The organism is Bacillus testis (genome assembly GCF_001243895.1).
GTDB lineage: Bacteria > Bacillota > Bacilli > Bacillales > DSM-1321 > Bacillus_AD > Bacillus_AD testis.
On sequence record NZ_LN851186.1, the window covers coordinates 3,411,679 to 3,428,352 of the forward strand.

Annotated in this window: 20 protein-coding genes and 1 pseudogene; 13 read left to right on the forward strand and 8 right to left on the reverse strand. The window is 43.6% G+C overall.

The window, feature by feature from the left end:
• Positions 1 to 288 precede the first annotated feature (288 nt).
• From BN1765_RS16950 to BN1765_RS16995, 11 genes and pseudogenes are all read left to right on the forward strand, one after another.
• Positions 289 to 2,709 (forward strand): Na+/H+ antiporter subunit A, encoded by a 2,421-nt coding sequence (locus tag BN1765_RS16950; RefSeq protein WP_050616224.1) that lies wholly within the window; start codon positions 289 to 291, stop codon positions 2,707 to 2,709.
• A complete protein-coding gene (locus tag BN1765_RS16955; protein WP_050616225.1) occupies positions 2,696 to 3,118 on the forward strand; it encodes a Na(+)/H(+) antiporter subunit B in 423 nt (140 codons plus the stop codon). The genes BN1765_RS16950 and BN1765_RS16955 overlap by 14 nt, the downstream gene beginning before the upstream one ends.
• A complete protein-coding gene (locus BN1765_RS16960; RefSeq protein ID WP_050616226.1) occupies positions 3,118 to 3,459 on the forward strand; it encodes a Na(+)/H(+) antiporter subunit C in 342 nt (113 codons plus the stop codon). The genes BN1765_RS16955 and BN1765_RS16960 overlap by 1 nt, the downstream gene beginning before the upstream one ends.
• Positions 3,452 to 4,936 carry a Na+/H+ antiporter subunit D gene (locus tag BN1765_RS16965; protein ID WP_050616227.1) on the forward strand — a complete coding sequence of 495 codons (1,485 nt, stop codon included), beginning with the start codon at positions 3,452 to 3,454 and terminating at the stop codon, positions 4,934 to 4,936. Before BN1765_RS16960 ends, BN1765_RS16965 begins: the two co-directional genes overlap by 8 nt.
• Positions 4,937 to 4,943: 7 nt before the next feature.
• The gene (locus BN1765_RS16970; protein ID WP_050616228.1) at positions 4,944 to 5,420 is read left to right on the forward strand and encodes a Na+/H+ antiporter subunit E; all 477 of its coding nucleotides are present in this window, start codon (positions 4,944 to 4,946) and stop codon (positions 5,418 to 5,420) included.
• Between the two features lie 47 nt (positions 5,421 to 5,467).
• Positions 5,468 to 5,704 (forward strand): Na(+)/H(+) antiporter subunit F1, encoded by a 237-nt coding sequence (locus BN1765_RS16975; RefSeq protein WP_390621210.1) that lies wholly within the window; start codon positions 5,468 to 5,470, stop codon positions 5,702 to 5,704.
• Positions 5,688 to 6,053, forward strand: coding sequence for a monovalent cation/H(+) antiporter subunit G (gene mnhG, locus BN1765_RS16980; RefSeq protein ID WP_050616230.1), 366 nt, complete (start codon positions 5,688 to 5,690; stop codon positions 6,051 to 6,053). Before BN1765_RS16975 ends, mnhG begins: the two co-directional genes overlap by 17 nt.
• A gap of 139 nt (positions 6,054 to 6,192) precedes the next feature.
• The gene (locus BN1765_RS20615; RefSeq protein ID WP_050616231.1) at positions 6,193 to 6,459 is read left to right on the forward strand and encodes an FAD-dependent oxidoreductase; all 267 of its coding nucleotides are present in this window, start codon (positions 6,193 to 6,195) and stop codon (positions 6,457 to 6,459) included.
• Positions 6,393 to 7,334, forward strand: a complete 942-nt coding sequence (locus tag BN1765_RS16990) for an FAD-dependent monooxygenase (protein WP_082195511.1) — start codon at positions 6,393 to 6,395, stop codon at positions 7,332 to 7,334. The genes BN1765_RS20615 and BN1765_RS16990 overlap by 67 nt, the downstream gene beginning before the upstream one ends.
• Before the next feature lie 106 nt (positions 7,335 to 7,440).
• Positions 7,441 to 7,605 (forward strand): annotated as a pseudogene (locus BN1765_RS20175) (IS1595 family transposase); the annotation flags it as partial.
• Between the two features lie 28 nt (positions 7,606 to 7,633).
• Positions 7,634 to 8,065: a GNAT family N-acetyltransferase gene (locus tag BN1765_RS16995; protein WP_050616233.1), complete on the forward strand. Its 432-nt coding sequence runs from the start codon at positions 7,634 to 7,636 to the stop codon at positions 8,063 to 8,065.
• 149 nt (positions 8,066 to 8,214) lie between these two features.
• On the opposite strand, the gene BN1765_RS17000 is transcribed toward BN1765_RS16995, so the two are convergent.
• From BN1765_RS17000 to BN1765_RS17010, 3 genes are all read right to left on the reverse strand, one after another.
• Positions 8,215 to 8,595: a hotdog fold thioesterase gene (locus BN1765_RS17000; protein ID WP_050616234.1), complete on the reverse strand. Its 381-nt coding sequence runs from the start codon at positions 8,593 to 8,595 to the stop codon at positions 8,215 to 8,217.
• A 374-nt stretch (positions 8,596 to 8,969) separates the two neighbouring features.
• Positions 8,970 to 9,212: a hypothetical protein gene (locus tag BN1765_RS17005; protein ID WP_050616235.1), complete on the reverse strand. Its 243-nt coding sequence runs from the start codon at positions 9,210 to 9,212 to the stop codon at positions 8,970 to 8,972.
• 91 nt (positions 9,213 to 9,303) lie between these two features.
• Positions 9,304 to 10,803: a leucyl aminopeptidase gene (locus tag BN1765_RS17010; RefSeq protein ID WP_050616236.1), complete on the reverse strand. Its 1,500-nt coding sequence runs from the start codon at positions 10,801 to 10,803 to the stop codon at positions 9,304 to 9,306.
• 213 nt (positions 10,804 to 11,016) lie between these two features.
• Between BN1765_RS17010 and BN1765_RS17015 the strand changes: the two genes are divergently transcribed.
• A complete protein-coding gene (locus BN1765_RS17015; RefSeq protein WP_050616237.1) occupies positions 11,017 to 11,493 on the forward strand; it encodes a divergent PAP2 family protein in 477 nt (158 codons plus the stop codon).
• Positions 11,494 to 11,545: 52 nt separating this feature from the next.
• On the opposite strand, the gene BN1765_RS17020 is transcribed toward BN1765_RS17015, so the two are convergent.
• From BN1765_RS17020 to BN1765_RS17035, 5 genes are all read right to left on the reverse strand, one after another.
• Complete coding sequence (locus BN1765_RS17020; protein WP_050616238.1) at positions 11,546 to 12,211, reverse strand: 3D domain-containing protein; 666 nt, start codon at positions 12,209 to 12,211, stop codon at positions 11,546 to 11,548.
• Positions 12,212 to 12,422: 211 nt separating this feature from the next.
• A complete protein-coding gene (locus tag BN1765_RS17025; protein WP_050616239.1) occupies positions 12,423 to 12,746 on the reverse strand; it encodes a YuiB family protein in 324 nt (107 codons plus the stop codon).
• A gap of 118 nt (positions 12,747 to 12,864) precedes the next feature.
• Positions 12,865 to 12,984, reverse strand: coding sequence for a YuiA family protein (locus BN1765_RS20310; RefSeq protein WP_187119464.1), 120 nt, complete (start codon positions 12,982 to 12,984; stop codon positions 12,865 to 12,867).
• A 267-nt stretch (positions 12,985 to 13,251) separates the two neighbouring features.
• On the reverse strand, positions 13,252 to 13,746 hold the full coding sequence (locus BN1765_RS17030; RefSeq protein ID WP_050616240.1) for an NUDIX domain-containing protein: 495 nt from the start codon (positions 13,744 to 13,746) through the stop codon (positions 13,252 to 13,254).
• Positions 13,747 to 13,817: 71 nt separating this feature from the next.
• The gene (locus BN1765_RS17035) at positions 13,818 to 15,029 is read right to left on the reverse strand and encodes an NAD(P)/FAD-dependent oxidoreductase (protein ID WP_050616824.1); all 1,212 of its coding nucleotides are present in this window, start codon (positions 15,027 to 15,029) and stop codon (positions 13,818 to 13,820) included.
• A gap of 394 nt (positions 15,030 to 15,423) precedes the next feature.
• Between BN1765_RS17035 and BN1765_RS17040 the strand changes: the two genes are divergently transcribed.
• The gene (locus BN1765_RS17040) at positions 15,424 to 16,419 is read left to right on the forward strand and encodes an NAD(P)/FAD-dependent oxidoreductase (protein WP_050616241.1); all 996 of its coding nucleotides are present in this window, start codon (positions 15,424 to 15,426) and stop codon (positions 16,417 to 16,419) included.
• The last annotated feature ends 255 nt before the right edge of the window (positions 16,420 to 16,674 follow it).

A 16,674-nucleotide genomic window follows, 5' to 3' on the forward strand; every position in this document is an offset into this window, starting at 1 on the left:
TCTTATTTATTAGCAAAAGGTGAAGCTCGGTTGATTCCCATTGGAGCCATGCATAAGCGTATTATTTGAGCTATAATAATAGCATATGCAGCCATGCAAGGACTTCCATTTACAAAAAAACGGGAAACTGCTATTTTACTTTTGAACCTTTCTTTCATGTATTTGTACCGTTTCGGAAATACTAGGAAAAAGGTTTTTTATTCGTATGAATGCATAATTGGCCCTATTAAGGAATCCAATAGGGCCTTTTCATGCAACTATACTTACACAAAAAAAGGGAGGGATCATATGTCATTGCTTCATTGGGCCATCCTTTCGCCCTTTCTGTTAGCTGTCATAATACCTGTACTGTACAAACTGTTCCGCCGTGTCCACACGGGCTGGTTCGTACTTGCTCTGCCAGTTGTATTGTTTTCTTATTTTTTCCTGAAAATTCCCGCAGTCCGGCAAGGACAAGAAATCAAGGAAACGTTGAAATGGATTCCATCACTCAATATCAATTTCACCACGATTATTGATGGACTATCCTTGTTATTCGCCCTGCTGATCACAGGAATCGGCTCTTTGGTCGTCCTGTACTCCATCTTTTACTTATCTAAGAAAAAAGAACAACTACATAATTTCTATGTATATTTGCTATTGTTCATGGGAGCTATGCTTGGAGTTGTCTTATCCGATAACCTGATAGTTCTGTATATGTTCTGGGAGTTCACAAGCCTGTCTTCCTTCCTGCTGATTGGCTATTGGCACAACCGCGAACGCTCACGATATGGAGCACAAAAATCCATGCTGATCACTGTGTTTGGCGGCCTCAGCATGCTTGGTGCGATTGTTATGCTATACATCATGGGAGGAACATTCAGCATCCGTGGATTGATCGCGCAAGCCGGAACAATTGTGGATCACCCGTTATTCCTTGCTGCCATGCTGTTGGTTCTGCTTGGTGCTTTTACAAAATCCGCACAATTTCCGTTCCATATTTGGCTTCCTGATGCAATGGAAGCGCCGACTCCTGTCAGTGCATATCTGCATTCGGCCACAATGGTTAAAGCTGGTATTTATCTAGTTGCCCGCCTAAGCCCACTATTTGCCCAATCCGGCGTTTGGCTCTGGCTTGTCGGCGGCATCGGGCTTTTGACTTTATTGTGGGGCTCCTTCAATGCCATCCGGCAAACAGATTTGAAAGGGATACTAGCTTATTCTACCGTTTCCCAGCTTGGGCTCATTATGTCATTGTTGGGCGTAGGAGCAGCAGCTGTCCATTATCCACAGCTAGGCAATGAAAATATCTACATTGCTGCGACTATGGCAGCTATTTTCCATTTGATCAATCATGCTACATTTAAAGGCAGCCTGTTTATGATGGTCGGGATTGTCGACCATGAGACAGGTACGCGTGATATCCGCAAACTGGGCGGACTAATGTCGTTTATGCCTATCACCTTTACCATTGCCGTTATCGGAACATTTTCAATGGCCGGATTGCCGCCTTTCAATGGATTCCTAAGTAAAGAAATGTTCCTGGAAAGCATGGTATCTGTTCTGTCGCTCGATTTATTCAATATGTCGACATGGGGTTCGCTCTTCCCGGTACTGGCCTGGATTGCCAGCGTATTTACCTTTGTCTACAGTATGATGGTTGTGTTTAAGACATTTACAGGGAAGTACCAACCGGAGAAATTGCCGAAAAAACCGCATGAAGCACCTTTCGGTATGCTGCTCTCACCAATCATTTTGGCATTGTTGGTCATCCTCTTCGGATTATTCCCGAACATGTTGACTGAAACGCTCATCAAACCTGCAGCCGCGTCTGTTCTTGGAGATGTCTTGCCTGCAGACTATGAGCTGCATATTGCCTTCTGGCACGGAGCAACGCCGGCATTGTTTATGACGATTGGCATTATTGCCGTCGGCCTGCTTCTTTATGTACTGTGGCCAAAATGGAAAGGCCTCTACAAAGCGTTTCCGGAGAAGCTTTCATTTACGAATTTATACGACCATGCGCTCCCTGCCATGGAAAACGGCTCGTTCAATCTGGTAAAGCTGTTTATGACAGGTTTCATCAGAAACTATTTAGTCTATATTTTCATTTTCTTCATTGGATCGTTAGGATTTACCATCTACCTGAAGAATGCGTTCAACTACAGTACCATCGATACAGCCCCGATCGGCTTCTATGAAGTCGTTCTTGCTGCCGTCATTGCTATTGGCGCTGTATCTATTCTGTTTGTAAAATCCCGGTTAACGTCCATTATCGTCCTAGGATCAGTGGGCTATACCGTTTCTTTATTTTTTGTTTTATTCAGAGCGCCTGACTTGGCTCTGACCCAGCTGGTTGTCGAAACTGTCTCTACAGCACTTTTCTTATTGTGCTTCTATCATTTGCCGAAGAAGTTCCGTAAAGAAGAACGGTTAAAATTCCGCGGCACCAATCTGCTGATTTCTCTTGGGGTTGGGACAGTGGTTACGCTGATTGCCTTATCGGCCCACAGCACCAAGTTATTTGACACGATTTCTAAATACTATCTGGATACCGCCTATACAGAAGCAGGCGGGAAAAACGTCGTTAACGTTACATTAGTGGATTACCGTGGCCTTGATACAATGTTCGAAATCACTGTCCTTGGCATTGCGGCAATCGGCATCTACAGTATGATTAAACTTCGGCTGACCAAACGGGGAGGGAAAAAAGCGAATGAAAACAAATGATATCATTTTACAGACAGCCACAAAAGTTGCCGTATTCATCATCATCATGTTTGCCGTCCGCCTGTTCTTCTCCGGCCATTATTTTGCCGGCGGCGGCTTCGTCGGCGGACTGATTACATCGGCAGCCATTGTTTTGATCATGATTGCCTTCGACTTAAAGACGGCAAAAAAAATCGTACCCATCAATTATCGCTATCTCATCGGGTCCGGGTTACTGGTTTCCTCCTTTACCGGATTATTTCCGGTTTTGATTGGAAAACCGTTCCTGACCCATTTTTACAGCTACTATCAGTTGCCGATCATCGGGAAGACGTCTCTGCATACAGCCACATTATTCGACCTGGGCGTTTACCTGGTTGTTGTGGGCGTTACGATGACCATTATCCAAAGTATAGGGGAGAGTGAATAATGGAAATCTTAATGGCGTTTATCATTGGTATTCTGTTTACTTGCGCAACCTACCTTATGCTTTCAAAAAGTATCTTGCGCATCATTATTGGTACCGGCTTATTGAGCCACGGAGCCCATTTACTAATATTGACAATGGGAGGATTGAAACGTGGAGCGGTTCCGCTTCTTGGCGAACACGCCAAATCATACGTCGATCCGCTTCCGCAAGCATTGATCCTCACTTCTATTGTCATCAGCTTCGGTGTTACCTCCTATTTTCTTGTATTGGCTTACAGAGCGTATCAGGAACTGGGAACAGATAATATGGATCTATTGAGAGGAAGCGAATCGAATGAATAGTCATAACATCGTGCTTTTCCCTGTTCTATTGCCTCTCCTGACTGGCATTCTCCTGCTTTTCTTCCGCAATGTGAAAGTGCAGCGTATGCTGTCAGTCATTTCATTCGCAATCGGAATAGGAATCAGCCTTTATTTAATCCAACAGGTCGCTGAAAGCGGCATGCTGACACTTGATGTAAGCAACTGGAAAGCTCCGTTCGGCATCACGATTGCCGCGGATATGCTGTCTTCCTTATTGGTCCTTACAACCAACATCATCGCTTATTGCGTCAGCATCTATTCAACGAAATCAATCGGGCTTGAACGGGAAAAATTCTATTATTATGCCGTCTTCCATTTCTTGATTGTCGGCGTAAACGGAGCATTCCTGACAGGCGATATTTTCAACCTGTTCGTTTTCTTTGAAGTAATGCTGATGGCTTCCTATGTGCTGCTTGTGCTCGGAGGCACGAAAGTCCAATTGCGCGAAACACTTAAATATATTTTGGTCAATGTCATTTCTTCAGCCATTTTTGTTATAGCTGTGGCTTATCTGTATTCGATTGTCGGTACGCTTAATATGGCGCATATCGCAAGCCGCGTGGCTGAATCGGGACAGCCTGGCATTCTGACAGTCATCGCTGTCCTACTGATGATTGTATTCGGTCTAAAGGGCGCCGTCTTTCCGTTATTCTTTTGGCTGCCAGGTTCATATTACGCAGCTCCGGCGCCAGTGCTTGCTTTATTCGGAGCGTTATTGACAAAGGTGGGAATCTACTCGATTTTCCGCACGTATACACTGATCTTTACTCATGATGTCAGTTACACGCATGCATTCCTTGGGGCCATTGGCCTGCTATCCATTGTCGTGGGGGTCATTGGGGCAATTGCATATTGGGATATCAAAAAAATCATCATCTACAATATTGTGATCGCGGTCGGTGTCATTGTCTTCGGCATCTCATTGAACAATGATGCTGGCACAATGGGCGCCTTGCTGTATCTCGTACACGATATGATTATTAAGGCGGCATTGTTCCTGCTTGTCGGAATTATGGCCAAAATTACAGGGACGAACGATTTGCGCGAAATGGGCGGATTAATCAAAGCCTATCCATGGGTCGGCTGGACATTCTTCCTTGCCGCCATTTCCTTGGCTGGCATTCCGCCTCTCAGCGGTTTCCCGGGAAAATTGCTGATTATTCAAGGTTCAATCGAAGCCAAAGCCTACATCGGCACTTTCATCGTCATTGCATCCAGTCTGTTCGTCCTTTATTCCGTCATGAAGATTTTTATCCACGGGTTTTGGGGCACACCTAAGAAAGCATTTGAAATGCCCGCCCGTTCATTGTACAGCATGGCAGGGCCTGCCATGGTTCTGGTGGCCGTGTCACTTGCGATTGGTTCAGGATTGGAAGGAATATTCCCTTACCTTTCCCAAGCCACTGAAACATTAATGAATCCGGATTTATATATAAATGCGGTGTTAAAGGAGTAATGGACTAATGGCATTTCAAATACTATTGAATGTATTCCTGGCCTTCATCTGGATGTTCCTGTCGACTTCATCGCAGCCATCCTCGTTCGTTGCCGGGTATCTGCTTGGCTTGCTGATTCTGTACAGCTTCCGGCGTTTTTTCCGGTCCAGCTTTTATTTGATTCGAGTCGTGGCAGTCATTAAGCTGATCTTTACCTTCTTCAAGGCACTGATCCTTTCGAACATTGCCGTTTTAAAGGTCATCTTGAAGCCGAAGCTCGATATCCAGCCTGGCATTTTTGCCTTGGAGACCGAGTTGAAGACTGATTGGGAAATCACCCTTCTCTCTAATCTGATCACGTTAACACCGGGTACGCTTGTCATCGAAGTCTCGGAGGATAACTCTACGCTTTACATCCATGCCATGCATTTAGAGGATATGAAAGCAGAAGTGGCCGGCATTAAAAATACACTTGAGAAAGCAATTATGGAGGTGAGCAGATAATGTTCCAAATTATTATTTTAATAGCCTTGGCCTGCATCTCGCTTTCCATGCTTGCCCTTCTCTATCGCGTTATTAAAGGGCCATCCATCCCCGACCGGGTGATTGCGTTGGACGCAATGGGGATCAACTTGATTGCTGTTATCGCTTTGATTTCAATCCTACTTGACACATATGCCTTCCTCGAGGTAATCCTGCTGCTCGGCATCCTTGCCTTCATCGGCACGATTGCTTTCGCCAAATACTTGGAGAAGGGGGAAATTATCGAATATGATCGAAATAAGTAAAATCATAGCCGCCATCTTCATCCTTTTAGGTGCATTCCTGTCAATGGTGACCGCCTTCGGATTGATCAGGCTGCCTGATATATATACACGCAACCATGCCGCTTCAAAAAGCGCCACACTCGGGATTATGAGCATTTTGCTCGGAACCTTCATTTACTTTTACGGTGCGCACGGCCATTTCAATTCTCGGGTTTTGCTCGGGATCTTCTTCATCTTCTTTACAGCTCCTGTATCAGGCCACCTGATCAGCAGAGCTGCATATAATACCGGTGTAAAAGTATGCGGCCAGACATGCCGCGATGATTTAAAGACAGCACGTGAACGGGCCGCAAAAAAAGCTAGGGATTAATTCCTAGCTTTTTTTCTTCCTAAAAATGTCGGAATGATCGTGTCAAATGCCAATAGATGTAAAAAGTTCCCTTAATGTTAACTTTTTTTCTCTTTTTGAAGCGCTATAGTAAGAGAAAGGGGATAGAGGGGGAATACACGTGAATAAGCGTATTGCAGTGATAGGCGGAGGCATCGGAGGGTTGGGGGTGGCCCTCGCTTTACAGAAGCTGGGTTATTCTGTCACTCTTTATGAAAAGCAAGAGAAAACCATTGAGTTGGGAGCCGGTATCATTCTGGGTGCTAACGCAATGGTTGCACTGGATTTTTTGCAGCTTGGCGATGCCATCCGGGAAATCGGTTGGACAGAAAAATTTTGTTCGATTTTAACGGAAAAAGGGAAGCAGTTGACAAAGCTGCATCTATAGAGAATGAGCAAGATGTCCCGTATACATTCGTCTTGCGTTCTGAACTCGTCCGGATTCTGTCTGCCGCCTTGGCAGCAGGCACCATTGTCTACCAAAAGAAATTGATTCACTTCAAGCAGGATGGCGATCATGTAAGGCTGGCATTTGAAGACGGTACCTGTGCAGAAACCGATTATATGATTGCCAGTGATGGGATCTTTTCAACGATCAGAGAGACTTTGCTTCCTGGACATTCTGTTCGCTTTGCCGGCTATGCTTGCTGGAGGGGAATTGTCCGGCACTGTCCGGCTCACATCGCTAAGCGTTTTACAGAAACATGGGGGCCTAAAGGAAGATTTGGCATTGTCCCATTGGCACAGGATCGCATATATTGGTATGCCCTGAAGAATTGCCACGAACATAATGAGGAATTAAGATATTGGAGCAAGGAAGATCTTTGTTACCATTTCATAGATTACCATGAACCGATACCTGTTTTACTAGATAAAACCGAACAAGTTGACATCTTTTATCGGAATATCTATGATTTGCCTCCCATCAAGCAATTCGCCTTTCAGCGGATTCTGCTTATAGGGGATGCAGCGCATGCCACCACGCCCAATATGGCACAAGGAGCCTGCCAGGCACTTGAAGACGCCTTGATTTTGGCTCTATGTTTTGATCGCCAACAAGAAATCAGGCAGGCATTCCTTGAATATGAAAAAATCAGGATGGACCGGACACGAAAAGTAGTCAAGGACTCGTGGATGATCGGGAAGGTAGCTCAGCTCGAAGCTCCATTATTATGCACATTGCGCAACAAGATGATCGAACTGGCCCCTGATTCCATCCACACGAAAAAGCTGAAAGATCTCTTTTCCGTACAAACATCTTGACTTAGCGCCAAATAGAACTTCCCTAAGAGCGGCCGCCAACCCGCGCGGCCTTTTGGCTCTCGTTTAACAACTTTTTTGTATTTAATTACCCCATACTAAAAAAGAAATAAGATACCAATGGGTTAAACGATATGTTGAACCTTCTTTCTCTACTGGTTGTCATTTAATAAATAAAATAAGAGAAACTCGCATCAATGAAAGATTTGAGTGCCCTCATGGTTCATCTGAACACGTAGGCCGATTCGGAAAATATAATGGTCGGCAACGATATGACGGTAAAAATTTAGGGGGATTTAAAAATGGAAATCAGAGACGCAACAATAAATGATATTGAGGAATTAACTTCATTGATTGAACAACTTGGTTATCCTACTACAATTGAAAATATGAAAACACGCTTTAGTAATATTGAGTCAAGTCCTGATTATCGTACCATACTAGCTTCTTATGAAGGCAAAGTAGTTGGGATGATTGGAATGATTAAAGAATACTATTATGAGATGGATGGCTTCTATGTTCGTATTGTAGCCCTTGTTGTAGATTCTCATTATCGTAGTAAGGGGATAGGGAAAAAACTTTTAGAGGGGGCAGAAAGTTGGGCAAGAAGAATTGGGGCTACTGGAATCGGATTAAATAGCGGAAATCGGCCAGAAAGAGTGCAAGCACATAGATTTTATAAAAATATGGGTTATGTAGAAAAAAGTATTGGATTTGCAAAAAATCTTATCTAAATCACCTAAAGAGGTTCTTTTACAAATAAAGATCGTGAAAAATTACACTTAAATGATCAGGAAACGTTAGGTAACAGGAATAGAGGAACCCCAATTTATTAAGGTTCCTTTTATTTTTATGCAATATCAATATTAAAATGTAACAGAGCCTATTTTTTAATGACTGCCATGGTGCATCTTGACATGCAGATCAGCTTGTCTTGTTCATCGACAATACGTATCTCCCAGATTTGAGTTGTACGCCCTTGGTGAAGCAAAGACCCATGCGCTGTAACGATTCCGTCTCTCTTGCCACGGATATGGTTGGCATTGATCTCCAGCCCGACTGCCGCTTCTTTTTCTTGATCGACCAATTGTAATGCGCCGATGCTTGCCACCGTTTCCGCAAGAGCGACAGACGCCCCTCCATGCAACAAACCAAATGGCTGGCGAGTTCGGTCATTCACAGGCATTGTCGCGATTACCTTCCCTTTTTCGAGACTAGTAATCTCCATGCCCAACGCATGGATTAACGTGTTTTCCAGATTCATTTTCCATCCTCCTCTTTTTGTTTTTAGCCTTTATCCCAGATGTACCTCCATTATACTACAGGTGCCCTTTAATCAATTCTTGCGGAAGCTTTATCATAAAATATATCGGAGGCACATCATCTATATTACTTGCTTGTTAATGGCAACCAATATTTTATCCCCTTTTGTTTACTCCATAAATATACAAAGCTTTCTAGCAAAAAAAGACCGCCAATTTGACAGCCTTAATCTTTTGCTATTGCACCTGATGAAAAAAGTGCTGATCCTCTGGATATAAAAATAGAACCTTTTCATAAAAAAGGATATCCGATTCAGGAAAGAAAATGAGAAGGACATAAGAAAACAGCCCTCTTGCAAAAAAGAGGGCTGTTTTCTTAGTAATAGTAGTAGCCTCCGCCGTACGGATAACCAGGGGCGGACTGGAAGGGAGAATAGTTCCCTCCATATACCGGTGCATAGGGAGGACGGGGCCGCACAAGGGCACTGCCTACGAGGCCGCCTATTACCCCTCCCAAAAATGGGGCGCCAAAACCACCGCCGAAGAAAAATGGATTGCCGCCCGGCCCAGGGCCACCATACCCTTTTCCGTATGGGCCGGACCTGCGAACATGATACATAGGATCACTCCTTCTTTAGGCCTTACCCTATTGCATATGTTCAATCGTCCGATTTGGCTTGGGCAGCAATCCAGCATTGATGAAAAATGGGTTAACTGAATGGTACAAAATCTAGTACAAGCTGTGCCAGCGTTTTCACCATCACTCCCGTTGCTCCATATGTCTGTTGTTCATTCGGCTGTTTAGTCATTGATGTTCCGGCTATATCCAAATGGACCCATGGCGTTCCTTCGGTAAATTCACCTACAAAAGCAGCGCCCATGATCGCATGCCCTTCACGCCCTGGAGAGTTATTCAAATCGGCCATCAAACTGTTCTTTACCCGTTCACGGTCTTTCTTGGTAATCGGAAGCTGCCACATTGGTTCCCCAGTCATGAGTGAAGCTGCCTGGACCTGTTTAAGGAGTTGTTCGTTATTGGTAAAAGCGCCTGTCATCTCTTTTCCGAGCGCCACAACGACGCCACCTGTCAATGTAGCTATATCAACAATATAATCAGCACCGTGCTGTTTTGAATACGTTACTGCGTCCGCTAAGGCCAGCCTTCCTTCAGCGTCTGTATTAAGGACCTCTATTGTTTTGCCGCTTAATGAAGTAATGACATCGTCCGGCTTAAAAGCAGCTGCACTAATCATATTATCCGTCGAAGCAATAACTGCCACCACGTTTTGGGCCGGCTTCATTTCTCCTATAATCTGCATGGCACCAAGAACTGCCGCAGCGCCCCCCATATCGCCTTTCATCCCGATCAGGCCGTCCCTCGGCTTTAACGAATAACCGCCCGTATCATATGTCACTCCTTTTCCGACTAAAGCGATGACATCTTTCCACTCGTCTTTCCCTTGGTATTTCAGAACAATCATGGCCGGAGGCTCAGTGGAACCTTGGTTAACGGCCAACAACGCACCCATTCCAAGTTCCTCCATTTGCGTTTTATCCAGAATTTCCACTTCCATACCGTATGTATCGCCCAGCTTCTGAGCATAATCAGCCAGCACAGGCGCAGTCAGCAGGTTGGGCGGCATGTTCACAAGGGTGCGGGCGTAATTAGTGCTCTTCCCATAAACAAATCCTTTATCGATGGACTTCTGTATCTTTACACTGTCATATTCACTGTACAAATACATCTTCTCTATATGTACAATCGGTTTATTCGGTTTCCGTTTATATGTCTGAAGGGTATACAATGATTCCATATACACTTCTCCCAAAAGAGAAGCTGCACGTTCAGGGTCTAGCTGGCCGCTTAATGATTCCAAATCGACTGCAACAGAAGACAATCGCATTTCCTTCACTTTGCGAAACGCTTTGGCAAGGCCTTCTTTCCAATCTTCTTCCGCTACCGTTTTCTCTTTGCCAAGACCAACAAATAGGATTCTTTTTGTTTTGACTTGTCCAAAAGTCGGGATGACTGTTATGCTTTTCTTTTTGGGAGAAATATCATTGCTTCTGAGCAATTCCGTTATTTTACCATTCAATTCGTCATCAAGCGCTGATACTGCCCCTTTTAACATAAACCCAGGAAAGTGCACGCCCACCACCAAACATTCCAGTTCGATGTCCGGGTTCCACTTTTGTTTTAATGTAACCATTTGGTTCCTCCTTCAATTATTGAATCTATCTACTATTTCATTTAACAGATCCATTACCATCTTCTCTGTCGATAAAAAACCGCCAATATGAGAAGATATATATAGGCAGTTCTTGCCTTAATGAACTGAACCGCACACACTCATTTTATACTGCCCCTAAAAGGTTTGTAAAAGTCAAAATAATCTCTAAACAATCAGAGAGAGGTTGATGAAATGGCAATATTCCAGAACTTTCCGTTGGTATCTGCATTCGTGGCCATCTTTTTCGCCCAATTCGTAAAAGTGCCAATCACCTTCCTGGCCACACGCCGGATTGATTGGTCCTTATTGACAAGCACGGGCGGCATGCCCAGTTCTCATTCCGCTGCAGTCACCGCCCTTGCCACGGCTATAGCCTACGAAAGCGGGCTGCAATCGCCCCTATTTGCTATAGCTGTCATATTTGCTGTCATTACCATGTTCGATGCTAAAGGCGTACGCCGCCAAGCCGGTGAACAAGCAGCGGTTTTAAACCAACTGGTCCACGATTTCACCCTTTTTGTTAATGAAGCGAAGAAATGGCCCCATCAAGAAAATCAGCAAAAACAAAAACAGTTAAAAGAATTATTGGGTCATAAGCCAATCGAGGTTTTTTTCGGTGCCATCACAGGCATTCTGATCTCAATTTTTCTGCATTATTTCGTTTATTGAATGTGAAAAGGGCCATGTCCTGAAAGGATAAATGGCCCTTTTGATGTATATTTTATTTCTTTTGGCTCGATGTGAACTGTTCGCGGAACACTTGCATGTCTTTATTTTCATTAAGGGCCGTCAATTCTGCTTCTGTCAGCTTTCCATTGCCTTTGGAGACAATATAAACATCGACATACTTCTTGCCCCATTGTGCATAGACATCTTCCACGTTTTCATAGTACAAATCAAGATGATGGCCTTTTATGGCTCCCCCTTTATCCGCCACTACGCCATATCCATAGCCCGGGATAAAAAGGATGGTCCCGATAGGATAAATAGAAAGATCGGCCGCAATTGTACTATACAAATCTCTTTTCACTTTTACGCCTGAATATGTAATTCCATAGGATGGGTCGTTCTTATGTTTTCCAGTTGACTCAACGCCTGCCGTATAGCCAGTCGCCATCACCCGGACTTTCTCATATTGGTTATCCGCCAACATGGATTCAATCGATTTAGGTTCGGCCATTTCCGTCTGTGATGACAAAGTAGTCGTCGGGCGTGAAACATGCAAAGACCTCATGTCCATATAAACATGCCTGGAAAATACGTCATCATCTTTGCTGGGAATAAGTTGGCTTGCTTTAACACCTGTCAATTGGGAATACGTTGACTGTAGCGCTCCTAAAACCAACAGGGCCAGCACCGCTTTTTTTATCATTAGCTTTCTCTTCATCTATTGATCGCTCCTCTCGGATTCTATTCTGTCCAATCCGAAAAGATCTATACAAAGCGGACTTGGCCGCCCGTGCAAAACAAAAGATAAAGCAAAACTTTGATCGTGTTCTTACTAGTGCTAAGTCTCACACTTCTTTATCTTCACTTTTTTGTTGAAGCGGGGGGCTTAGCCCACAAAAAAAGCTGCGGCACATAGGCCACAGCTTGTATCAAAACATTTGATACCCTTTTTTTCGCAGTGTTTTCATCGTAAACCCGGATGCTACAGCACCAAGAAACCCGCATCCTAAAACAAGGATGTCCGGTACAGCAATCCCTGCAAGCCGGTCGCCGAGATGCGAAAACGCCGAACCAGGCTGTGTTACATAATGAATCAATTTGATATTATTGATCATATAGAGGGCTACAAGCGGAAAAAGGATGGCCATAATCCATGAAGCCCTAAAAAGCATATTAAGCAAAAAACCGATTCCAAAGAAAAGTACAAAAAATAATATAATCGATAAAATGAGTGTGGGTACAGTTAAAGGCATGGATTCTATTCCTCCTTTGGAGCATCATCTTAAGTTTACTGAATGAAGAAAATACAGTCAACCAATAAATGTAAGATAAAGAAATATTAAGAAATAAAAAACTCCTGAGAAAGGAGTTTTAATCTTTTTCTATACCGGTTCCCTGGCAGCATAAGCAGGTTTCTGTCCCGCCTACCAATAAATTCGTATACCCATGGCCTGAACAATAGTCACACATTCTACTTTCAGTTGCATTCATATTCATTCGCTCCTTTAGGTAATGGAATATCTGGCTTAAATATAACAGAAAATTCTAATAATTTAAACATCCGCATTATCCGAAATACCCTTATGAAAGCGAATACATCAATCCTATTCTTCTATTTGCTCTTTATATCCCTTTCTTATAAAAAAGGGTTCCATTCCTCGCCCCGATTGTTAGGTGACCGTTCGGCTTCTTATGGGCGTTTGCTCTCCCGTTTATCCTTCTTGTCTTCACTCCCAGGTTGAAGCCTGAGTTTTAACGTCAGTTAGAATCCGATAAAAAAACCTTATAAGAAAGATAGCCGAATTGTTTCCCCGGATCCATGCGGTCGTTCAATAATTGGCCCTTCAAATTCTTTTCACCCATTAAAGCAATCAGAAGAACAGAACAGTCACGGTCTTTCTTTAAATCTTCTGGCGCCATAAAAGCCGCTGCCATTAATTCCTTTTCCTGGGCGACAGGTTGATCGTTTAAGGGCTCCAGAAGAAATATAAGCATATTGTCGCTTACTCCTGATGATAATACACCGCTTCTCAGGCCCAACAAGCATTTCACTTCTGTATGGATCCCTGTCTCTTCAAGCACCTCTCTGACCACAGCTTCATCCACCGTCTCATCATACTTTACAAATCCGGCAGGCAGCGACCATTTCCCCTCCAGGCCGCCATATTTCTTCTTCACGACTAGCCAATCCCCATCTTTATTGATAACCAATCCTGCTACAGCCAGCCATACGTTTTGACAACGTTCCCCCATTTTATCCCTCCTGTTATTGAAGAAAAAGCGCCCTGCTGCTGGCAGTGGGCGCTTTAAGTTGTTTCTATCTATTATAATATATTAAATTTACCTTTTTTCACTACTAAAGGAGCTCCACCTACCATGAATAAAGCACGGTTATCAATGACCTTCTTCATCAATGAAGCAGGGGTTCCCATTAATTTCTTGCCGAAAACCAGGCCGATTGCATCATGCTCACCCAACGAACAAACACTTCCTTTAATGTCCGGTTTGAACGCAGCAAGGTGTTGTTCCCCACGCAGCAAGGCTTTTACATTCTTTGCGCATGTATCTGCCTGCTGCATCGCGATTTGGGCAGTCGGAGGATAAGGGCGATTATTCTCTTCATTGATCACCAATGAACTATCCCCGATGACAAAGATATTGGACTCTCCTGGAGCACGCAGGTCCTTGTCCACTTTGACACGGCCTCTCGTTGTCTCAATCCCGCCATTTTCGACGATTGGATTTCCTCTCACACCAGCAGCCCAAATGACTGTTCCTGCAGGAATTTCCTCTGTTTCTTCTCCTTTGCTGACAATGATGCCTGTTTCAGTGCATTCTTTGATTGCTGTGCCGATATGGAACTCAACACCTTTTTTCTTCAACAGTTTTACTGCATAGTCAACCAGTTCTTCATCAAAGCCTGGCAATACAGTCGGCGCTGCTTCCACGCAAAGTATTTTTACATTGGCAGGATCGACGTCATATTCCTTGCAGAGCTCAGGTACGCGATTCACAAGTTCACCCAGGAATTCGATACCCGTAAAGCCAGCTCCACCTACCACAATCGTGATATAAGGATCCTTCTTGTCTTTGTCATGGTACTTAGCAAATTGAGATTCAATATGTTCACGGATTTTACGGGCGCCATTAATGTTTGTAATCATAAAGGCATATTCGTTGAGTCCTTTGATTCCAAATGTCTCAGGAACCGCACCGATTGCAACAACAAGATAATCATATGCCACTTCACTGTTCGCAAGGATGACTTTTTGTTCGTCTTTTTTAATTTCAACCACATCATCTTTAATGAACGTTACCTTGTTTTTCTTAATAACAGATGCGATTTCATAACGCGCACGATCATGATGAAGTGTACCGACAGAAGCTTCATGAAGCCATGTTGTTTCATAGTGGTAATCATTTTTGTTAATTAAGATTATTTCCGCTTCAGACGCACTAATCGACTTTTGCAGACGCGCTACTGTTGTAAGTCCGGCATACCCAGCACCGAGTATAACGATTTTTGGTTTATTCACGAGCATACATCCACCTTTAAAAAGTTATAAATGGTCCGCTGCTATTTCAGGCGAAACGCAGCAGATGATCAATCATCATTTCATAAAATCCACAAATATTGTGAATTTTTTCACGTAAATATACATACGTATAAAATTTATTTTTTGACACAGAATGTTAACAATCTGACTTCAATTATATTATCTCCTTTCCACCTAGTTTTCAAGCAAATTCCTACTAGCACACTATTATGTTTCTTTCTATTGAAGAAAGCGAATACACGTATTTAATTAGCTGAATATTCTATTAATTTCTTTGAAATTTCCGAAAAACTGCGTATTATTAGGGGATAACATATATGTGTGTGTTAAAATAGATAAAACATGATGTCTATATCACAAAGGGGGAAATGTTGTGAGTGAGGAAAAACAAGTATTTGATATAACTATTTTGGGCGGCGGCCCTACTGGGATGTTTACTGCTTTTTATGGAGGAATGCGACAAGCCTCTGTTAAAATAATTGAAAGCCTTCCTCAACTGGGGGGACAATTAACGGCTTTATACCCCGAAAAACATATATTGGACGTTGCAGGATTTCCCACAATCCGAGCACAGGAATTAGTGGACAATCTAAAAGAACAAATGAAAATGTTCAACCCTGTCATTGCTTTGGAGGAAACATTGCAAAATGTTGAAACCCAAGCCGATGGAACCCTGAAACTGACAACTGATAAAGAGGTGCACTATACAAAGGCATTGATTATCACTGCCGGGAACGGCGCATTCCAGCCGCGTCGCCTTGAGCTTGAAGGAGCCTCCAAGTATGAAAAATCAAATCTTCACTACTTCATCGATGATTTAAACAGCTTTGCTGGCAAAAGGGTAGTGATTTGCGGAGGCGGAGATTCAGCAGTAGACTGGGTCTTGATGCTTGAAGACATCGCCAAAGAAGTCTATATCGTCCATCGACGCGATAAATTCCGTGCCCATGAACATAGCGTCGAAAAATTGCATGCTTCAAAGGTGCATGTCAAAACGCCATTTGTTCCTGCAGAAATACTGGGCGATGATGAAAAAATCACGCAAATTGTTCTTGAAAACCCTGATAACGGAGAAAAAGAAACGATTGAAATCGATTCACTGATCGTCAACTTCGGCTTCGTCTCCTCACTGGGACCAATCAAAGACTGGGGATTGGAAATTGAAAAAAACTCCATCGTTGTCAATTCCAAAATGGAAACAAACATTCCAGGCATCTATGCAGCAGGCGACATTTGCACATATGACGGCAAGGTTAAACTAATCGCAACCGGATTCGGCGAAGCTCCAACAGCCGTCAACAACGCCAAATCCTATATCGATCCAAAAGCCCGCGTACAACCAATGCACAGCACAGCCATGAAACTATAGAAAAGCGGAGAACGCCCGTTTAGCGACGTACAAACTGGAGCGTTTCTCCTCAAAATATAGGAAACACGGTGAGGTACGAACCGATGTTGACTTATTGAAGAGAGAAACGTGAAGTTTGCTAGTCGCTGGGCGTTTGCAGCTAGACAGATAGAAAAGCGGAAAGTCGCCGGTTAGCGGCGTAGGGACTGGAGTGTTTCTTCTTTGAGATAAAGGAAACACGGCGAGGTACGAGCCGATGTGTCTAGCTTCACCGGT